Origin of the sequence: Nonomuraea terrae (assembly GCF_004348995.1) — a bacterium.
Classification (GTDB): domain Bacteria; phylum Actinomycetota; class Actinomycetes; order Streptosporangiales; family Streptosporangiaceae; genus Nonomuraea; species Nonomuraea terrae.
The window spans coordinates 29,391-46,718 of sequence record NZ_SMKQ01000021.1; the positions used below are offsets into that span (position 1 = coordinate 29,391).

Below are 17,328 nucleotides of genomic sequence, written 5' to 3' on the forward strand. Positions count from 1 at the left end.
CGAAGGCGTCTCCGGCGGTGACCACGGGATCATAACTACGTCGTGGGCCGGCTCGGCAAGGGCGATGCGGTGCCGGTCTGCCAGGAAATCCCGTCGACAAGGCTGTTGGTGGCCGCCTAGGTTGCAGGCCATGGCTGATGGTGCCGGCGTGAGCCGGTGCGAGTGCGGTGCGGCGGCCGGGCCGCTGGGCGTGTGCGTGGACTATTTCCACGGGATCCTGGCGGAAGAGCAGAGCGATCCTCAGATGTACAGGTGGCATGCGCCTGTGGTCTGCGTTCATCTCCTGCAGCATCCTTCACAAGCGCATGAGAACTATCGGGACGGTCAGTTCCGGCTCCTGCAGTTCTACCTGGACAAGGGCCTTGACGCGCTGCTGCGTCTGACGGCGCATCAGGTGGCGCGGAACAATCACCGGGCACGATCGGGCTACGACATGGCGCCGTTGGAGGCCTACGCGCCGCTTCCCCAGGGCGAATCCCCCAGGAGCTTCCGCGCCACGTTGTGCGGGTTGCCGTTCAGGGACGGCAGCTTCGCGGCGGATGGGCACCCGGCCTATGGACACCGCATCCACGCCATCGCCGAAGCGACCGTGGAGTCGTGGAGATCTGTCGAGGGCTGATACGACTCGGCCGCGACACCCCTGGGTCGGGGGACGCGGTCGAGTGAGTGGTGTGCTGCCTTGTGGGCGCCTACCAAGGGGGCCGGGACCCGGCAGGTCGTGCCGGGGCCGGCCGGAAGAGCCGTGGGTCAGCGGGTGGCGCGGTTGACGGCGGAGATGACGGCCTTGAGGGCGGCGGTGGTGGCGTTGGCGTCGATGCCGACGCCCCACAGCACCTGCCCGGCGACGTCGCACTCCAGGTAGGAGGCGGCCTTGGCGTCGCTGCCGGCGCTCATCGCGTGCTCCACGTAGTCGAGCACGCGGACGTGGACGCCGATGGACGCGAGCGCGTCGGTGAACGCCGAGATCGGGCCGTTTCCGGCGCCCGAGATCTCGCGGATCTCCCCGTCGAAGCGGACGTCGGCGCTGATGCGGTCGTCCTCACCCGTGGACTCCGACCGGTGGGCCATGAGGCTGAGCCGGCCCCAGCGGTGGGCCGGGTTGGGCAGGTATTCGTCGCGGAAGATCTCGTACATCGCGGCGGGCGTGACCTCGCCGCCCTCGGTGTCGGTGCGCGCCTGCACGACCTTGGAGAACTCGATCTGCAGCTTGCGCGGCAGGTCGAGCTGGTGGTCGGACTTCATGATGTAGGCGACGCCGCCCTTGCCCGACTGGCTGTTGACCCGGATGACGGCCTCGTAGCTGCGGCCGATGTCCTTCGGGTCGATCGGCAGGTAGGGCACCGCCCAGGTGAAGTCGTCGACCGGCACGCCGGCCCCGGCGGCGTCGTGTTCGAGGTGCTCGAAGCCCTTCTTGATGGCGTCCTGGTGGGAGCCGGAGAAGGCGGTGTAGACCAGCTCGCCGCCCCAGGGGTGGCGCGGGTGGACGGGCAGCTGGTTGCAGTATTCGGTGACGCGGCGGATCTCGTCGATGTCGCTGAAGTCGATCTCGGGGTCGACGCCCTGGGAGAACAGGTTCATCCCGAGGGTGACCAGGCAGACGTTGCCGGTGCGCTCGCCGTTGCCGAACAGGCAGCCCTCGATGCGGTCGGCGCCCGCCATGTAGCCCAGCTCGGCGGCGGCCACGGCGGTGCCGCGGTCGTTGTGCGGGTGGAGCGACAGGATGATCGAGTCGCGGTGCTTGAGGTGGCGGTGCATCCACTCGATCTGGTCGGCGTACACGTTGGGCGTGGCCATCTCGACCGTGGCGGGCAGGTTGATGATGACCTTGCGCTCGGGCGTGGGCTGCCACACCTCGTTGACGGCGTCGCACACCTCGACCGCGTACTCCAGCTCGGTGCCGGTGAACGACTCGGGAGAGTACTGGAAGTGCACGTCGACGTCGGTGGCGTCGGCGAGCTTCTTGACCAGCTTGGCGCCCTCGACCGCGATGGCGGTGATGCCGTCCTTGTCCTGGCCGAAGACGACGCGGCGCTGGAGGGTGGAGGTCGAGTTGTACAGGTGGACGATGGCCTGCTCAGCGCCCTCGATGGCCTCGAAGGTGCGCTCGATCAGCTCGGGCCTGGCCTGCGTCAGCACCTGGATGACCACGTCGCCGGGGATGCGGTCTTCCTCGATGATCTGGCGGACGAAGTCGAAGTCGGTCTGCGAGGCGGCCGGGAAGCCGACCTCGATCTCCTTGTAGCCCATGCGTACCAGCAGCTCGAACATCTTGAGCTTGCGGTGCGGATCCATCGGGTCGATCAGCGCCTGGTTGCCGTCGCGCAGGTCTACCGCGCACCAGCGGGGCGCCTTGGTGATGACCTTGTCGGGCCAGGTGCGGTCGGTCAGCCGGATCGGCTCGAAGGGCTGATAACGGTGGATCGGCATACGGCTCGGCTGTTGAGCGGTCATTGCGGATGCTCCTCGTCGGACTGCTGTGGAAGGCGGCCGACGCGCACGACTCGCTCCGCGGCGAGGGAGCCGGCCTTAAAGGCCCCCGCCGCGGCAGCTAAGAAGAACACCGCGCAGCATGTCATGCACGTTACCAGACGTCTCGCGATGCGCTGCGCGTGATCTCAGATGGCGAGAAGCTCAGTCCGTGACCAGCACGCTCAGGCAGGTCACGCACCCTTCGAGCTTCTCGTACTCGGAGATGTCGACCGTGGTCACGGTCAGTCCCCGCTTCTCCAGCATGGCGGCCGTCCGGGGGGCCGAGGCGGCCAGCAGGACGCGGTCGCCGCCCAGCGGCACGACGTGGGCGCCGGCCTCTTCCTCCGGCACGAGCAGGCCGGGCAGGTCCACGTGGCGCGGGTCGCCGATGAGGGTGCCGTCGGGCAGTGCGGTGACGGCCGACTTCAGGTGCAGCACGCCGCTCAGGTCCACGGGCACGACCGTGCGCTCGGGCAGGAGGGCGGCGAGTTGTGTGATGCCCTGGGCGTTGGTGCGGGCGGACCTGCCGACGTACACGGTGGGGCCGCTCTGCAGCACGTCGCCGCCGTCGAGGGTGCCGGGCCGCGCGATCCTGACCGCCTTCATGCCGAGGTCCCGCACGACCTGGGCCACGGAGTCGACCTCGGGCCGCCGTTCCACCGCCCCCGGCCTGGTCAGTACGGCGAGCCGCCCCGACACCACGAGCGTGTCCTCCACGAACGGCGCGTCGGGCAGGTCGTCGGCGGGGGGCACGTGCACGGTCCGCCAGCCGGCCGCGGCGAGGGCGGCGACGTAAGCGTCGTGCTGGGCGGCGGCGCGTACGGGATCCACCGGTTCGCGCTGGATGTGGGTGACGATGCCCTCGGCAATACGGGGGCCGGGCTTCCTTACCAGCGCAATACCAGACATAGGGCGTGTTCTATCACGCCATAGGTAGAGTCTCGGACATGCGGGACGACGAGATACTCACGAGGATCAGCTCCCTGGTCAGCGAGGAGCACGAGCTGCGCACCAGACTGTCGGCGGGAGAGGTGACCTCGGACGAGGAACGCGCGCGCATCGACCAGCTGGAGAACGCCCTCGACCAGTGCTGGGACCTGCTGCGGCAGCGGCGGGCCCGGCGCAGGGCGGGCGAGGACCCGGACAACGCCGCTCCCCGCCCCGCCGACGAGGTGGAGAACTACCGCCAGTAGAAAACCGTTCGCGCCGGCCAGCCCGGGTGCGCTTGGCTGGACGGCATGCGGATCGAGCGGATCGAAGGCGGCGGCGCGGAGAGGCTCGCCGCGGCGTTGCACGCGGCCTACAGCGAAGGCTCCGGCGATCCCGGCCCGCCGATCTCGCGGTCCCGTTTCGTCCTCGAGATCGTCGCGGACCGCCCCGCCGACCGGGTCGAGGCGTGGGCGGCGGTCGAGGACGGCGAGGTCGCCGGCGGTTACGGCCTGTCGTTCCCCATCCTGGACAACCGTCACATGGCCTGGCTCTTCCCGCTCGTCGTGCGCCCCGCCCGGCGCGGGCGCGGGCTCGGCACGGCGCTCTTCGAGCACGCCCTCGGCCGCATGCGGGCCGACAACAGGCGGCTGCTGCTGGCCGAGACGCCCGTCGTGGGGGCCGGTGCCGCCTTCGCCCGCGCCCGAGGCATGACGGTCGCCCTCGTCGAAGCACGCCGCACGCTCGACCTGCGCCGCTGCGACTGGGCGAAACTGGAGCGGATGGTCCCGCAGGCGCCCGGCTACAGCCTCGAACACTGGACCGGCCCGGCGGCCCCCGAGCTCATGCCCGACGTGGCCACGCTCATGAACGGCATGAACGACGCCCCGCGCGACAGCGGCGTCGACGACTTCCACTTCACCGCCGACCAGATCCGCGCCCGCGAGGAGCGCATGGCCGCGGCCGACCAGACCGCCTACACCGTGATCGCCCGCCGCGACTCCGACGGCGCCCCGGCCGGCTTCACCCGCATCCTGCTCGACGCCGACCACTCCCACGGCTGGGCCGTCCAGACCGACACGACGGTGCTGGCCGGGCACCGCGGCCACCGCCTGGGGCTGCTGCTCAAGCTCACCAACCTGTTCCGGCTGCGCGAGCGCGAGCCGCGCGTCGAGCGCATCATCACCTGGAACGCCACCTCCAACGCCCACATGCTCGCCATCAACGAGGCCATGGGCTTCGAGCTCTTCGACGAGTGGTACGAGTGGCGGCTGACGCTGTAGAGCCATGGAGGTCCACGCGACGGCACGTTAGCCTGACGATCCATGTCCATGGAGGAGCTGAGAGACGGGGATCCCCGGCGGGTGGGGCCGTACACGCTGCTCGGCCGGCTGGGCGAGGGCGGCATGGGCGTCGTCTACCTGGGGCAGGGCCCCGACGGGGCGCGGGCGGCCGTCAAGCTGCTGCACGCCCGGATGGACGCCGACCCGGACTTCCGGCGCCGCTTCGCCCGTGAGGTGGCCGCCGCGCGGCGGGTGGCCCGCTTCTGCACCGCTCCCGTGCTCGACGCCGACGTGCACGGCGAGGTGGTGTACCTGGTCACCGAGTACGTCGAGGGGCCCAGTCTCGGGCAGGCGGTGCGCGCGTCCGGGCCGCTGAGGGGCTCGGCACTCGACGGTCTGGCCGCCGCGACGGCCATGGCGTTGCGGGCCGTCCACGGGGCCGGGGTGGTGCACCGCGATCTCAAGCCGTCCAACGTGCTGCTGTCGCAGGTGGGGCCCAAGGTCATCGACTTCGGGATCGCGCAGCTCATGGACGCGGAGATGAGCAGCACGATCGTGGGGACGCCGGCGTACATGTCGCCCGAGCAGGCGCGGGGGGGCGAGGTCGGGCCCGCCTCGGACATCTTCTCGTGGGGGTGCACGGTGGCGTTCGCCGCCGGCGGGGCGCCGCCGTTCGGCACGGGGCCGGTGCCGGCGGTGCTGGCGCGCATCGTGAACGCTCCGCCGGAGCTGAGCGGGCTCTCCGGGCCGCTGCTTGAGCTGGTGGTGGCGGCCCTGGCCAAGAATCCGGCCGAACGCCCGACGGCCCAGGAGCTGATGGACCGGCTGAGCTTCGCGGACCCGTCCGTTCTCACGTCCGCCACGCCAGGCACGACCGGCACGAGCGGCACCGGGCTCGCCGCCTCTGTGGAAGCCGGAGTGCCGCCCGCTGCCACGGCCGGGGCAGGCGGAAAGTTACCCGGCGCTGACACCGCGGAAGGCTCGCACGGCCTCGCGGGGCTGCTGAGGGGCCCGCGGCGCAAGGTGCTGGCCGGGACCGTCGCCGTCCTCGTCGCAGCCGCAGGTGTGTCGGCCGCCCTGGCGTGGCGCGACGAGAGCGCCCCGACCAGTACCGCGACCAGTACCGCGACCAGTGCGCCGACCGATGCCCCGACCGATGCGGCCAGTCCAACGGGGCCGGACGACGGCGAGGCGCCCCAGCGACCCGTCGCCGGGCGCAACCCGCTGAGAATCGAGGAGCCGGTCACGTTCTACGCCCCGCCGGAGCCGGGCGCGAGCCGCCAGGCGGAGCTGTGGAACGACGAGCGCCCGGACGACGCCGAGCTGATGCGCCGGCTGGCCGCCGTCCCCCACGCGATCCGCCTCGACCAGACGGACGCAAGGCCGGAGGTGGCGCAGCGGCTCACGGAGGCCCGGCAGGCGGGGGGCGTCCCGGTGTTCCTGGTCAACCACCTGCCGGGCGGCGACTGCCGGCCGGCCACACCCGCCGACAGGGAGGCGTACCAGGAGTGGATCACGGGCGTGGCCCGCCAGATCGGCCAGGCCGAGGCCGTGGTCATCCTGGAGCCGTCCAGCCTGGTCAACCTGCCCGGCACGGAGAACTGCGACCCCGGCGGCTCGGCCCAGCACCGCTACGACGACCTGCGCCGGGCCGTGCGCACGCTCAAGTCCAACCCCGCGACGGCCGTCTACCTCGACGGCAGCCAGGCCGACTGGCCGGGCACCGCGATCATGGCCGAGCGGCTGATCGGCGCGGGGATCGAGGCGGCCGACGGGTTCTTCCTCAACACCGCCGCCTTCCAGACCACGGAGAAGAGCGTCGGGTACGGCAAGGAACTGTCGGCCTGCGTCGCCGTACGGCGGGCGACCGGCCGGGCGGGCTGCCCGGCGGACGTCCAGGTGGACCCGGCGGCCATGCCGCACTTCGTGGTCGACACCGCCAGGAACGGCCGCGGCTCCTGGGCGCCGGACAAGCGGTACAAGGACCCACAGGTGTGGTGCAACCCGCCCGGACGGGGCGTGGGCGAGCGGCCCACGACGGAGACGGGTGAGGAGTTGGTGGACGCGTACCTGTGGATCGCGCGGCCGGGCACGTCCGGCGGCCGGTGCAGGCGGGGCACGGACGGCGAGCTCGACCCCGAGCGCGGCGTGGTGGCGCCGCCGGCCGGCGAGTGGTGGCCGGAGCTGGCGCTGGAGCGGGCGGAGAACGCCGAGCCGCCGCTGCGCTGACGCCCAGGTCTAGCGCCGAGCCGCCGCCGCGCCGAGGCGGCCGGGTCAAGCGCCGAGCCGCCGCGCTGAGGCGGCAAGGTTAAGCGAACGTTAGATCTCCGGCGACCTCCCTTGCCCGAACAACCTTCTGGGGTAAGGCTCTGACCTGCATCTTCACTCCGTCGGGAGGTTCTTCGTGAGCAAAGCACGCGTGCCCTGGAAGGCCGTGGTCGGTGGTTCCGTCGGCAACCTGGTCGAGTGGTACGACTGGTTCGTCTACAGCAGTTTTGCCGTCTACTTCGCCGCGTCGTTCTTCCCTGAGGGCGACGACACGGCGAAGCTGCTCAACACGGCCGCCATCTTCGCCGTGGGCTTCTTCATGCGCCCGCTCGGCGGCTGGCTGCTCGGCCGTTACGCCGACAGGAAGGGCCGCAAGGCGGCGCTCACCCTCACCGTCACGCTGATGTCGGCCAGCGCCCTGCTGATCGCGATCGCCCCGACGTACGACGCGGTCGGCTACTTCGGCGCGCTCGTGCTCGTGGTGGCGCGCCTGCTGCAGGGCCTGTCGGTCGGCGGCGAGTACGCGGCCAGCGCGACGTACCTCACCGAGGCCACCCCGCGCGGCCGGCGCGGCTTCGCCTCCAGCTTCCAGTACGTCTCCATGACCGCCGGCCAGCTCGTCGGCCTCGGCCTGCAGATCGTGCTGCAGAACACGATGTCGGCCGAGGCGCTGAACTCCTACGGCTGGCGCATCCCGTTCGTGGTGGGCGCGGTGGCCGCCGCGGTCGTGTTCTACCTGCGCCGCAGTCTCCTGGAGACGGAGGCGTACGACGAGGAGGAGCGCGCGACCAAGGACGCCAAGCGCGGCACGATCAGGGAGTTGCTCAGCCACAAGAAGGAGGCGCTGCTGGTCATCGCGCTGACGATGGGCGGCACGGTCGCGTACTACACGTACACGACGTACCTCACCAAATACCTGTCGAACACCGCCGGGCTGGCCAAGGAGACGGCGACGCTGGTGAGCTTCTGCGCGCTGTTCATCTTCATGTGCCTGCAGCCGCCGGCGGGGGCGCTGTCGGACCGGATCGGGCGGCGGCCGCTGCTGATCACGTTCGGGATCGGGTCGATGGTGGCCACGGTGCCGCTCATGACGGCACTCGGCGGGGTGAGCGGGTTCGCCGGCGGGCTGGTGCTGTCGCTGGCCGGGCTGATCATCATCACCGGCTACACCTCGATCAACGCGGTGGTGAAGGCCGAGCTGTTCCCGACGAACGTGCGCGCGCTCGGCGTGGCGCTGCCGTACGCGATCGCGAACGCGCTCTTCGGCGGCACCGCCGAGTACGTCGCCCTGTGGTTCAAGGACGCCGGCATCGAGTCGGGCTTCTTCTGGTACGTCTCCGGCTGCGCCGCCGTCTCGCTCGTGGTGTACCTCACCATGCGCGAGACCAGGGACGCCGCCCTCTCCCGGGCCGAGCAGGCGTCGGGCGATGCCGTGGCGGCCCGCGTCTAACCTGGCGACATGCGGGTTCTTCTGGTCGAGGACGACGATCGGCTCGCGTCCGCGCTCGTCACCGCCCTCGCCCGCCACGGCCACACGGTCACCCGGGCCGGGCAGGCGGTCGACGCACTCCGGCTGGCGGGGGGCGCCGACTTCGTCCTGCTCGACCTGGGGCTGCCCGACATGGACGGGCTCGACCTGCTGCGCCGCCTGCGCCGGGTCTCGGCGGTGCCGGTGATCGTCGTGACCGCGCGGACCGAGGAGCGCGACGTGCTGCGCGGCCTGCGCTCCGGGGCCGACGACTACCTGGTCAAGCCGTTCCGGACGGCCGAGTTGATGGCCCGCATGGAGGCGGTGGTGCGGCGCGGCACCCGTCCGCGGCCGACGCGCGACGACGTGGTGTGCGTCGGCGACGTCCGCATCGACCTGGGGGCGCGCCGCGTCACCGTGGCCGGGGAGCCGGTGACGCTGACCAGGCGCGAGTTCGACCTGCTGGCGATGCTGGCGCGCGAGCCCGGCGTGGTGCGCGGCCGGGAGGAGATCCTCGACGAGGTCTGGGGCGACCCGCTGCTGTCCGCCTCGCGCTCGCTGGACGTGCACGTGGCCAACCTGCGGGCCAAGACCGGCCGTCCGGGGCTGGTGGAGACGTTGCGCGGCACCGGCTACCGGCTGGGCTCGACGGCGTGAACACCCGGCTGGTGGTCACGTTCACCACGCTGATCGCGGTCCTGGTGGTGGCGCTGGCGGTGCCGCTGGGGCTGGCGTACGCCTCCCATCGCACCAACCGGCTGCTGCTCGACCGCCGCGCCGACGCCACCCGCTTCGCGGAGCTGGCCGACCAGGCGGCCCGCGACGACGACCACACCGGCCTGGTCGCCGAGCTGAACCGCTACGCCGAGCTGTACGGCGCCGCCGTGCGGGTCCGCGACCGCGACGGCGCGGTCCTGCTCACGGCGGGCCGTTTCCAGGCCGACGACCGCGCGGCGGTGCGGCTGGCGCTGTCCGGGCGCACGACCGACGAGCTGCCGCTGATCACGCCGTTCGGGCCGGGCACGGTGCTGCTGGCCGAGCCGTCGGGACGGGACGCGCAGCTGTCGGGCGTGGTGCTGCTCCAGGCCCCGGCCGAGCGGGCTCGGATGGACGTGACGCTGGTGTGGGCCGCGCTGGCGGCGGGGTCGCTGACCGTTCTGGCGTACGCGGTGCTGGCGGCGCGCGGGCTGGCCCGCTGGATCCTGCGGCCGGTCACCGAGCTCGACCGCACCACCCAGGCCATCGCAGGGGGCCGGCTGGACGCGCGGGCGCATCACGGCGTCGGACCGTCCGAGCTGCGGCGGTTGGAGGAGCGCTTCAACGCGATGGCCGACGCGGTCTCGGGGGCGATGGAGCGGCAGCGGGCGTTCGTCGCCGACGCCTCCCACGAGCTGCGCACCCCTCTCACCGTGCTCGGGCTGCGGCTGGAGAACCTGGAGCCGCACCTGCGCGGCAAGGGGCGGGCCGAGTTCGAGGAGGCGCTGGCCGAGCTGGACCGGCTGACGCTGCTGGTGGCCGACCTGCTGGCACTCGCCCAGGTGGAGGCGGGCGCGGGCGTCGAGGTCAAGGAGAGCGAGCTCGCGCCGCGGCTGGCGGCCTGGCGGGAGGTGTACGCGGCCAAGGACGTCCGCCTGGTGACCCACGTCCCCGAGGGGGCGACGGTGCCGGAGGCGGCGGCCAGGATCGCCGACATCGCGCTCGACAACGCCCAGAAGTTCGTGCCCGCGGGCGGCACGGTGACCGTCGGCCTGGAGGACGGCGTGCTGCGCGTGGCCGACGACGGGCCGGGGCTGAGCGAGGAGGCGCGGGCGGAGGCGACGGGCCGGTTCTGGCGTTCAGGCGCCCACGCGAACGTGCCGGGCAGCGGCCTGGGCCTGGCCATCGCCTCCGAGCTGGCCCGGGCGTGCGGGGCCACGCTGCGGCTGCTGCCCGCGACGCCGCACGGCCTCGTCGTGGAGCTGCGGCTGCCTCAGCCGTAGACCGACCGGTAGTAGCGGACCGCTCCCGCGTGGAGGGGCACGGCGCCGGTGCCGATGGCGTAGCGCGGGTCGAGCCGTCCGCCGGGGGCCGAGGGGGCCCGCAGGCGGTCGCGGGCGCGGAAGAGCGTCTCGGTGACGGTGTAGGCGGCGTCCGCCGGCAGCGAGGTCCGGCACATCAGGTAGCTGGGGGTGCCGACGGTCGGCACGGCCCGGGTGGCGGCGTACGCGCCGGCCGGGACGGTGGCGTGCTCGTACACGAGGCCGTACTTGCGGCGCAGCACCGGCACCAGCTCCTCCAGCGGCAGCAGCCGGACGCCGCGGGCCGCCGCCAGGGCGGGCGTGGGCACGCCGCCCGACCAGAAGAACGCCTCGATCCGGCCGTCGCGCAGGGCCTCGATCGAGTCGTCCAGCTCCAGCCGGACGGTACGGGGCGCGTGGCCGAGCGCGGCGGCGGCCAGCACGCGGGCCGCGGTCACGGAGGTGCCCGACCCCTCCACCCCGACGGACACCACCCGCCCGGCCAGGTCGCCGATCCCGAAGATCGGCGCACCGGAGGCGACGACGAGGTGCACGTAGTTCATGTACATCCGGGCCAGCGCGGAGACCGGCCGGCGGCGCACGCGTACGGCGTCGTCGGCGCTGTCGGCCAGCGCGAACCCCACGTCGGCGCGCCCGTCGGCCATCATCGCGAGGTTCTGCACGCTGGCGGCGGTGGGCAGCACCCGCACGCGCAGCCCGTCGCGGCGCAGCTCCCCGGCGAGCCGGTCGCCGAGCTCGCCGTACGGCCCGCCGGTCAGCCCGGTCGCGAGGCGCAGCTCCGGCAGATCATCCCCGGTGGAGCAGCCGCCCGCCGCCGCGGCCACGAAGCCGAAGAGGGCGCGGCGGGATATCGGCATGAAGTCACGGTAGCGGGTGCCACAGAATGGACACGTGACCGCACGTCTGCGCATCGACCCCGAACTGAGGATGTTCCTGCCCGTGAGCCGCCGCCAGGAATGGCAGGAGGTGACCCCCGACGGCACCTCGACGCTGGGCCACCACGTCGAGTCGCTCGGCGTCCCGCTCACCGAGGTGGGGCCGCTCGTGGTCAACGGACGCGGGGTGCCGCCCTCCTGCCAGCTGGCCGACGGCGACGTGGCGGAGGTCCATCCCGTGCCACGTCCGCAGCAGCTGCCGGAGGAGCCGCGGTTCCTGCTCGACGTGCATCTCGGCACGCTGGCGCGGCGGCTGCGGCTGCTGGGCATCGACGCCGCCTACCACAACGACATGGACGACCCGTCACTGGTGGTGCAGGCCAACGAGGAGCGGCGGGTGCTGCTGACGCAGGACCGCGGCCTGCTGCGGCGCCGCGCGCTGTGGCTGGGCGCGTACGTACGCGGCTCCGACCCCGCCGACCAGCTGCGCGACCTGCTGGAGCGCTTCGTTCCGCCGCTGCGGCCGTGGACGCGCTGCACGGCCTGCAACGGCGAGCTGGAGCCGGTGCCGAAGGACGAGGTCGAGTCCCTGCTGGAGGCGGGCACGAGCCGCACCTACGACGCCTACGGCCGCTGCCGCGAGTGCGGGCAGGTCTACTGGCACGGCGCGCACAGCGGCCACCTGGAGGAGATCATCCGCACGGCCCGCGCCTGGAGCACCGCCTGAACGGCACCTCTTGGACGCATCGCTCAGCTTGTCGTTCAACCCGTGGCGGTCTCGGCCGCGGTCTTCGGGAGCGCGAGCATCACGAGTGCCGCCACGACGTAGAGCACCGCGGAGACGGGGAGGACGATGCCGAGCGCGTGACCGTAGTCGGCCGGTGATCATTACCGTCTCTGGTGATCGCCCACAGGACGAGCTGGGATGCCGCGATGGTGAGCGAGCCGGTGATCAGCAGTGCTCTCCCGGCCTTGGCGGCGGACGGTCGAGCACGACACCGACTCCAGCTGCCGGCTCGTGCTCGGTGCGTGGTCATGGGCAGGGCTGGCTGGATTGCTCCTGACTTTCGACGCTGACGTCACGGACATCGAACCAGCGGAGCTCAGGCAGGCGCTGCGCTCCTTGCGCACCCGCATCGACGAAGGACTCAGGCGCGCCACGGGTTGAACGACAAGCTCAGACGGCGAGGAGTTTTCTGACGTCCTCCTGGTGCAGGTCCTCGGCCGCCCCGGTGCGTACGACGTGGCCGCCGTCGAGGATGACGAACGTGTCGGCCAACCGCAGCGCGATGTCCAGGTACTGCTCCACGAGCAGCACGGGCAGCCCGGCGGCGTGCAGGCGTTCGATGGCGGCCTCGATCTCCAGGATGATCGACGGCTGGATGCCCTCGGTGGGCTCGTCGAGGATGAGCATCCTGGGCCGGGTCACCAGGGCGCGGGCCATCGCGAGCTGCTGCTGCTGGCCGCCCGACAGGTGCCCGGCGCTCCGCTTGAGCAGCGGCCTGAGCGCCGGGAAGAGGTCGAGGGCCTCGTCGATGGCCTCCTTGGGCTGCTTGGCGGCCTCCACGGTCACCAGCAGGTTGCCCAGCACCGACAGCTGCGGGAAGCACTGGTGGCCCTGGGGGACGTAGCCCATGCTGAGGCGTACGCGCTCGTGCGGCTTGAGCCGGGTGACGTCGGCGCCGTCGAACGTCACCGTGCCCGCGGTCGCGGGCAGCACCCCCATGACGGTGTTGAGCAGCGTGGTCTTGCCGACGCCGTTGCGCCCCATGACGCACACGAGCTGCCCAGGGCCCACCTCCAGCGACACCCCGAACAGGACGCGGGCCCGGCCGTATCCCGATTCGAGTCCGTTCACCGACAGCATCGCCCGGTCTCCTCTCCTCTCGTGGCAGTGTTCCGGTCGCGGGTCACCGGCGTCGGCCGTCGGCGCGAACGGCCGCTGAACGTCCGGTGGCGGTCATGGGGAGCGGGGACGGGATCAGAGCGGGAGAGGCCCATGGGCGGTTCCTTCCTGGCTGACCGGTTCTGGGAGAAAGGTGACGCGTCGACGTTGCGGGCGAGCCGCCGGGACGTTAATTGACCATTGCGAAAGACGCACGGCGCCGTTCCCCGGGCCTCAGGATCGCTCGCCCACCGTGTCATCAGCCCTCCTGCCCAGGTACACCTCCTGCACCCTGGGGTCGACGCTGACCTCGTCCACCGACCCCTCGACGAGGACGCGGCCCTCGTGCAGCACGGTCACCGTGGAGGCGTGCCGCCGCAGGAAGTCCATGTCGTGCTCGACCACGACCACCGTGTGGTCCGCGGCGATGGCCGTGAGCAGCTCCCCGGTCCGCTCCCGCTCGTCCTTGGACATGCCCGCCACCGGCTCGTCCAGGAGCAGCAGCCTGGGCCGCTGCGCCAGCAGCATCCCGATCTCCAGCCACTGGCGCTGGCCGTGGGAGAGCACGCCGGCCGGCCGTTCGGCGAGCGCTTCGAGCCCCGTCCTCGCCAGGGACTCCGCGACGGCCTCGGAGACGCCCTTGCGCCGCCGGGTCAGCGCCCACAGCGGTTCGCGGAAGCTGGCGGCCAGGTCGAGGTTCTCGACGACGGTGAGCTCCTCGAACACCACCGAGGTCTGGAACGTCCGCCCGACGCCGAGCCGGACGATCTGGTGCTCCTTCCTGCCCACCAGGTCCTGGCCGGCGAACCGGACGCTGCCCGCCGCCGGCCGGGTCAGCCCGGTGACCACGTCGATCAGCGTGGTCTTGCCCGCGCCGTTCGGCCCGATGAGGAAGCGCAGCTCCCCCTCGGGCACGGTCAGGTTCACGCCGTCGAGCGCGCGGAACCCGTCGAACGCCACCTGCACGTCACGTAGCTCGAGCACTGCGCAGCCTCCCCGCCACGGTTTGCGCGACTCCGGCGATGCCCTTGGAGGCCAGCGTCATGACCACGATGAACAGGGCGCCCTGCAGGTAGAGCCAGCCGTCGGCGAACTGCTCGCTGAACGCGGTCTTGGCGTACCCCATGACGACGGCGCCGAGCACGGCACCGGCCAGCACGTGCCGCCCGCCCACGGCCACCGCGACGACCAGCTCCAGCGAGGGCACGACACCGAGCAGCGCCGGCGAGATGATCCCGACGACCGGCACGAACAGCGCCCCGGCCAGGCCCGCCATGCCCGCCGAGGCGGCGAACGTGACGGTCTTGACCAGGGCGGGGTCGTAGCCGAGGAACCGCACGCGGTCCTCGCCGTCGCGCACGGCGACGAGCAGGCGGCCGTAGCGGCTGTTCACCAGCTGGCGGGTGGCGAGGTAGAGCACGCCGAGCACGCCCGCCACCACCAGGTAGAGGCCGCGCTGCGTGGAGTCCTCGGCGAGGTCCTGGCCGAACAGCTCGAAGAAGTTCGTCATGCCGTTGGTGCCGCCGGTCAGCCCCTGCTGGCCGACGAGCAGGATCACCATGGCGGCGGCCAGCGCCTGGGTGAGGATCGCGAAGTACGCCCCCCGTACGCGCTGGCGGAAGACCAGCGTGCCGAGCACCACCGCCAGGACGACGGGGCCGAGCACCGCCATGGACAGGGCGAAGACCGGGTTGGCGAACGGCACCCACAGGGCGGGCAGTTCCTCCACCCCGCTCCACACCATGAAGTCGGGCAGCCCGCCCTCGGCCTCGGTGAGCTTGAGGTACATCGCCATGGAGTAGCCGCCGAGCCCGAAGAAGACGCCCTGGCCGAGGGTGAGCATGCCGCCCTTGCCCCAGGCCAGCCCGATGCCGAGCGCGACGATCGCGTAGCACAGGTACTTGGCCAGCAGCCCCAGCCGGAACGGCTCCAGCAGCAGCGGCGCGGCGACCAGCGCGATCACCGCCACGGTCGCGAAGGGCAGGTGTCGTTTGATCATGTGAGCACCCTCGACCTGAGCACGAACAGTCCCTGCGGCCGTACCTGGAGGAACGCGATGACGGCGGCCAGCACGATCACCTTGGCCAGCGAGGCGTCCGACCAGAACTCGGCATAGGAGTTGAGCAGCCCGAGCCCGAGCGCGGCGAGCACCGCCCCGCGCAGCTGCCCCAGCCCGCCGGCCACGACGACGAGGAAGGCGTCCACGATGTAGTACGTGCCGAGCGCGGGCCCGACCGGCCCGATGAGGGTGAGCGCCACCCCGGCCACGCCGGCCAGGCCGGAGCCGATGAAGAACGTCAGCATGTCCACCCGGCCGGTGTCGATCCCGCTGGTGGCGGCGAGCTGCCGGTTCTGCACCACGGCCTGCGTCCTGCGGCCGAGCCCCGTACGCGTCAGGTAGAGCCAGACGGCCACCACGCCGGCCACCGCCAGGCCCATGATGAACAGCCGGTTGTAGGGCAGGATGCCCACCCCGCCCGACAGCCAGGCGGGAGCGGGCACCTGCACGTTCGGCGCGCCGAACAGGTCGCGGGCCAGCTGCTGCAGCACCAGGCTGACGCCCCAGGTGAGCAGCAGCGTGTCGAGCGGCCGGCCGTAGAAGTGCCGGATCGCCGAGCGTTCCAGGATCAGCCCCATGACCCCGGCGACCAGGAACGCCGCCGGCAGCGCCAGCACCATGTCCTGCAGCAGGAACGCGGTGTAGGCCCCGGCCATGATGAACTCGCCGTGCGCCATGTTGATCACTCCCATCTGCCCGAACGTGAACGTCAGCCCGAGCGCGATCAGCATCAGCACCGCACCGATCGACAGCCCGATGGGCAGCTGGTTGAGGAAGGCCGTCATCACTGGCCCGCCAGCCCGGCCGCCCACGGGTAGCCCTCGAGGTACGGGTCCGGCTTGATCGGCTCGCCGGAGTCCCACACCTGCTTGATGAGGCCGTCCGGCTGGATGATGCCGATGCGGGCGGTCTTGTGCATGTGCTGGTTGTCGCCGTCGATGGTGACCTTGCCCTCGGGGCGGTCCAGCGAGATGCCCGGCGCGGCCTTCTTGACCGCCTCGACCTCGGTGGTGCCGGCCTTCTTGACCGCCTCGGCCCACAGGTGGACGGCGTTGTAGCCGGCCTGCATGGGGTCGGAGGTGACCTTGTTCTGCCCGTACTTGGCCTTGAACGCCTTGACGAACGCCTCGTTGGCCGGGGTCTCGGTGGTCTGGTAGTAGTTCCAGGCGACGGGGTGGCCGGCGATGTTCTCCACGCCGATGCCGGTGACCTCCTCCTCGGCGATGCTCACCGACAGCACCGGCATGCTCTCCGCCGTGACGCCGGAGCTCTTGAGACTCTTGAAGAACGCGACGTTGCTGTCGCCGTTGAGCGTGTTGAAGACGGCGTCCGGCTTGGCCTGCATGACCTTGTTGACCAGCGTCGAGTATTCGGTATGGCCGAGCGGGGTGTACTCCTCGCCGAGGATCTCCATCCCGTTCGCCGCCGCGTACGCCTTGATGATCTTGTTGGCGGTACGCGGGAAGACGTAGTCGCTGCCGACCAGGAAGATCCGCTTCTTGCCCTGCTCCTTCAGGTAGTCGAGGCCCGGGATGATCTGCTGGTTGGTGGTGGCCCCGGTGTAGAAGATGTACGGCGAGCTCTCCAGGCCCTCGTACTGCACCGGGTACCACAGCAGCGCCTTGTAGCGCTCGAAGACCGGCAGCATCGCCTTGCGGCTGGCCGAGGTCCAGCCGCCGAAGACGGCGGCGACCTTGTCCTGCCTGACGAGCTTGGTGGCCTTCTCGGCGAACGTGGGCCAGTCGGAGGCGCCGTCCTCGACGACGGGGACCATCTTCTTGCCCAGCACGCCGCCGGCGTTGTTGATCTCTTCGATGGCCAGCAGCTCGGCGTCGCGTACGGTGACCTCGCTGATCGCCATCGTGCCGCTGAGCGAATGGAGCAGACCGACCTTGATCTCGTTGGACGAGGCGGCGGTTTCTGCGTCGGATCCGCAGGCCGCCAAGGCCATGACGAGCAGTGCGGACAGAATCGGACGGGAGATGCGCACAGCCGGTTCCTTCCTGGCTGAGGAGTTCTGCCAGAAAGGTGACCCCGCGACATTACCCCGGAAGATCCCGAACGTTAATTGGCCAT

General features: G+C 71.6%; 17 protein-coding genes. 9 read left to right on the forward strand and 8 right to left on the reverse strand.

Annotated features, from left to right (window positions below; all coding sequences use genetic code 11):
* Positions 1 to 130: 130 nt before the first annotated feature.
* Positions 131 to 619 carry a DUF5946 family protein gene (locus E1286_RS10610; RefSeq protein ID WP_132611210.1) on the forward strand — a complete coding sequence of 163 codons (489 nt, stop codon included), beginning with the start codon at positions 131 to 133 and terminating at the stop codon, positions 617 to 619.
* 128 nt (positions 620 to 747) lie between these two features.
* Here the strand turns inward: E1286_RS10610 and leuA are convergent, their stop codons facing one another.
* On the reverse strand, positions 748 to 2,451 hold the full coding sequence (gene leuA / locus E1286_RS10615) for a 2-isopropylmalate synthase (RefSeq protein ID WP_132611212.1): 1,704 nt from the start codon (positions 2,449 to 2,451) through the stop codon (positions 748 to 750).
* Between the two features lie 180 nt (positions 2,452 to 2,631).
* A complete protein-coding gene (ddaH, locus tag E1286_RS10620) occupies positions 2,632 to 3,378 on the reverse strand; it encodes a dimethylargininase (RefSeq protein WP_132611214.1) in 747 nt (248 codons plus the stop codon).
* Positions 3,379 to 3,416: 38 nt separating this feature from the next.
* Here ddaH and E1286_RS10625 point away from each other — a divergent pair, with 38 nt between their 5' ends.
* The 6 genes from E1286_RS10625 to E1286_RS10650 all read left to right on the forward strand — a co-directional run bounded on the left by E1286_RS10625 (position 3,417) and on the right by E1286_RS10650 (position 10,394).
* The gene (locus E1286_RS10625) at positions 3,417 to 3,662 is read left to right on the forward strand and encodes a DUF2630 family protein (protein WP_132611216.1); all 246 of its coding nucleotides are present in this window, start codon (positions 3,417 to 3,419) and stop codon (positions 3,660 to 3,662) included.
* A gap of 45 nt (positions 3,663 to 3,707) precedes the next feature.
* A complete protein-coding gene (locus tag E1286_RS10630; protein ID WP_132611218.1) occupies positions 3,708 to 4,679 on the forward strand; it encodes a GNAT family N-acetyltransferase in 972 nt (323 codons plus the stop codon).
* Positions 4,680 to 4,727: 48 nt separating this feature from the next.
* On the forward strand, positions 4,728 to 6,908 hold the full coding sequence (locus E1286_RS10635; RefSeq protein ID WP_246074695.1) for a glycoside hydrolase family 6 protein: 2,181 nt from the start codon (positions 4,728 to 4,730) through the stop codon (positions 6,906 to 6,908).
* 175 nt (positions 6,909 to 7,083) lie between these two features.
* Positions 7,084 to 8,397: an MFS transporter gene (locus tag E1286_RS10640; protein WP_187368149.1), complete on the forward strand. Its 1,314-nt coding sequence runs from the start codon at positions 7,084 to 7,086 to the stop codon at positions 8,395 to 8,397.
* A gap of 9 nt (positions 8,398 to 8,406) precedes the next feature.
* Positions 8,407 to 9,072, forward strand: coding sequence for a response regulator transcription factor (locus E1286_RS10645; RefSeq protein WP_132611221.1), 666 nt, complete (start codon positions 8,407 to 8,409; stop codon positions 9,070 to 9,072).
* Positions 9,069 to 10,394, forward strand: a complete 1,326-nt coding sequence (locus E1286_RS10650; protein WP_132611222.1) for a sensor histidine kinase — start codon at positions 9,069 to 9,071, stop codon at positions 10,392 to 10,394. The genes E1286_RS10645 and E1286_RS10650 overlap by 4 nt, the downstream gene beginning before the upstream one ends.
* Here the strand turns inward: E1286_RS10650 and E1286_RS10655 are convergent.
* Positions 10,385 to 11,290 (reverse strand): TAXI family TRAP transporter solute-binding subunit, encoded by a 906-nt coding sequence (locus E1286_RS10655; protein ID WP_132611223.1) that lies wholly within the window; start codon positions 11,288 to 11,290, stop codon positions 10,385 to 10,387. The two genes, E1286_RS10650 and E1286_RS10655, sit on opposite strands and share 10 nt — an antisense overlap.
* Before the next feature lie 34 nt (positions 11,291 to 11,324).
* Here E1286_RS10655 and E1286_RS10660 point away from each other — a divergent pair, with 34 nt between their 5' ends.
* Positions 11,325 to 12,035: a Mut7-C RNAse domain-containing protein gene (locus tag E1286_RS10660; protein WP_281282652.1), complete on the forward strand. Its 711-nt coding sequence runs from the start codon at positions 11,325 to 11,327 to the stop codon at positions 12,033 to 12,035.
* Positions 12,036 to 12,266: 231 nt separating this feature from the next.
* Positions 12,267 to 12,476 carry a WCX domain-containing protein gene (locus E1286_RS51725; RefSeq protein WP_342776186.1) on the forward strand — a complete coding sequence of 70 codons (210 nt, stop codon included), beginning with the start codon at positions 12,267 to 12,269 and terminating at the stop codon, positions 12,474 to 12,476.
* 9 nt (positions 12,477 to 12,485) lie between these two features.
* Here the strand turns inward: E1286_RS51725 and urtE are convergent, their stop codons facing one another.
* The 5 genes from urtE to urtA all read right to left on the reverse strand — a co-directional run bounded on the left by urtE (position 12,486) and on the right by urtA (position 17,242).
* A complete protein-coding gene (gene urtE, locus E1286_RS10670) occupies positions 12,486 to 13,175 on the reverse strand; it encodes an urea ABC transporter ATP-binding subunit UrtE (RefSeq protein WP_132611225.1) in 690 nt (229 codons plus the stop codon).
* A 252-nt stretch (positions 13,176 to 13,427) separates the two neighbouring features.
* The gene (gene urtD, locus E1286_RS10675) at positions 13,428 to 14,177 is read right to left on the reverse strand and encodes an urea ABC transporter ATP-binding protein UrtD (RefSeq protein WP_132611226.1); all 750 of its coding nucleotides are present in this window, start codon (positions 14,175 to 14,177) and stop codon (positions 13,428 to 13,430) included.
* Positions 14,161 to 15,192 (reverse strand): urea ABC transporter permease subunit UrtC, encoded by a 1,032-nt coding sequence (gene urtC, locus E1286_RS10680; RefSeq protein WP_132611227.1) that lies wholly within the window; start codon positions 15,190 to 15,192, stop codon positions 14,161 to 14,163. Before urtC ends, urtD begins: the two co-directional genes overlap by 17 nt.
* Positions 15,189 to 16,037, reverse strand: a complete 849-nt coding sequence (urtB, locus tag E1286_RS10685; protein ID WP_111184145.1) for an urea ABC transporter permease subunit UrtB — start codon at positions 16,035 to 16,037, stop codon at positions 15,189 to 15,191. Before urtB ends, urtC begins: the two co-directional genes overlap by 4 nt.
* Positions 16,037 to 17,242 (reverse strand): urea ABC transporter substrate-binding protein, encoded by a 1,206-nt coding sequence (urtA, locus tag E1286_RS10690; RefSeq protein ID WP_425464750.1) that lies wholly within the window; start codon positions 17,240 to 17,242, stop codon positions 16,037 to 16,039. Before urtA ends, urtB begins: the two co-directional genes overlap by 1 nt.
* Positions 17,243 to 17,328: the final 86 nt, after the last annotated feature.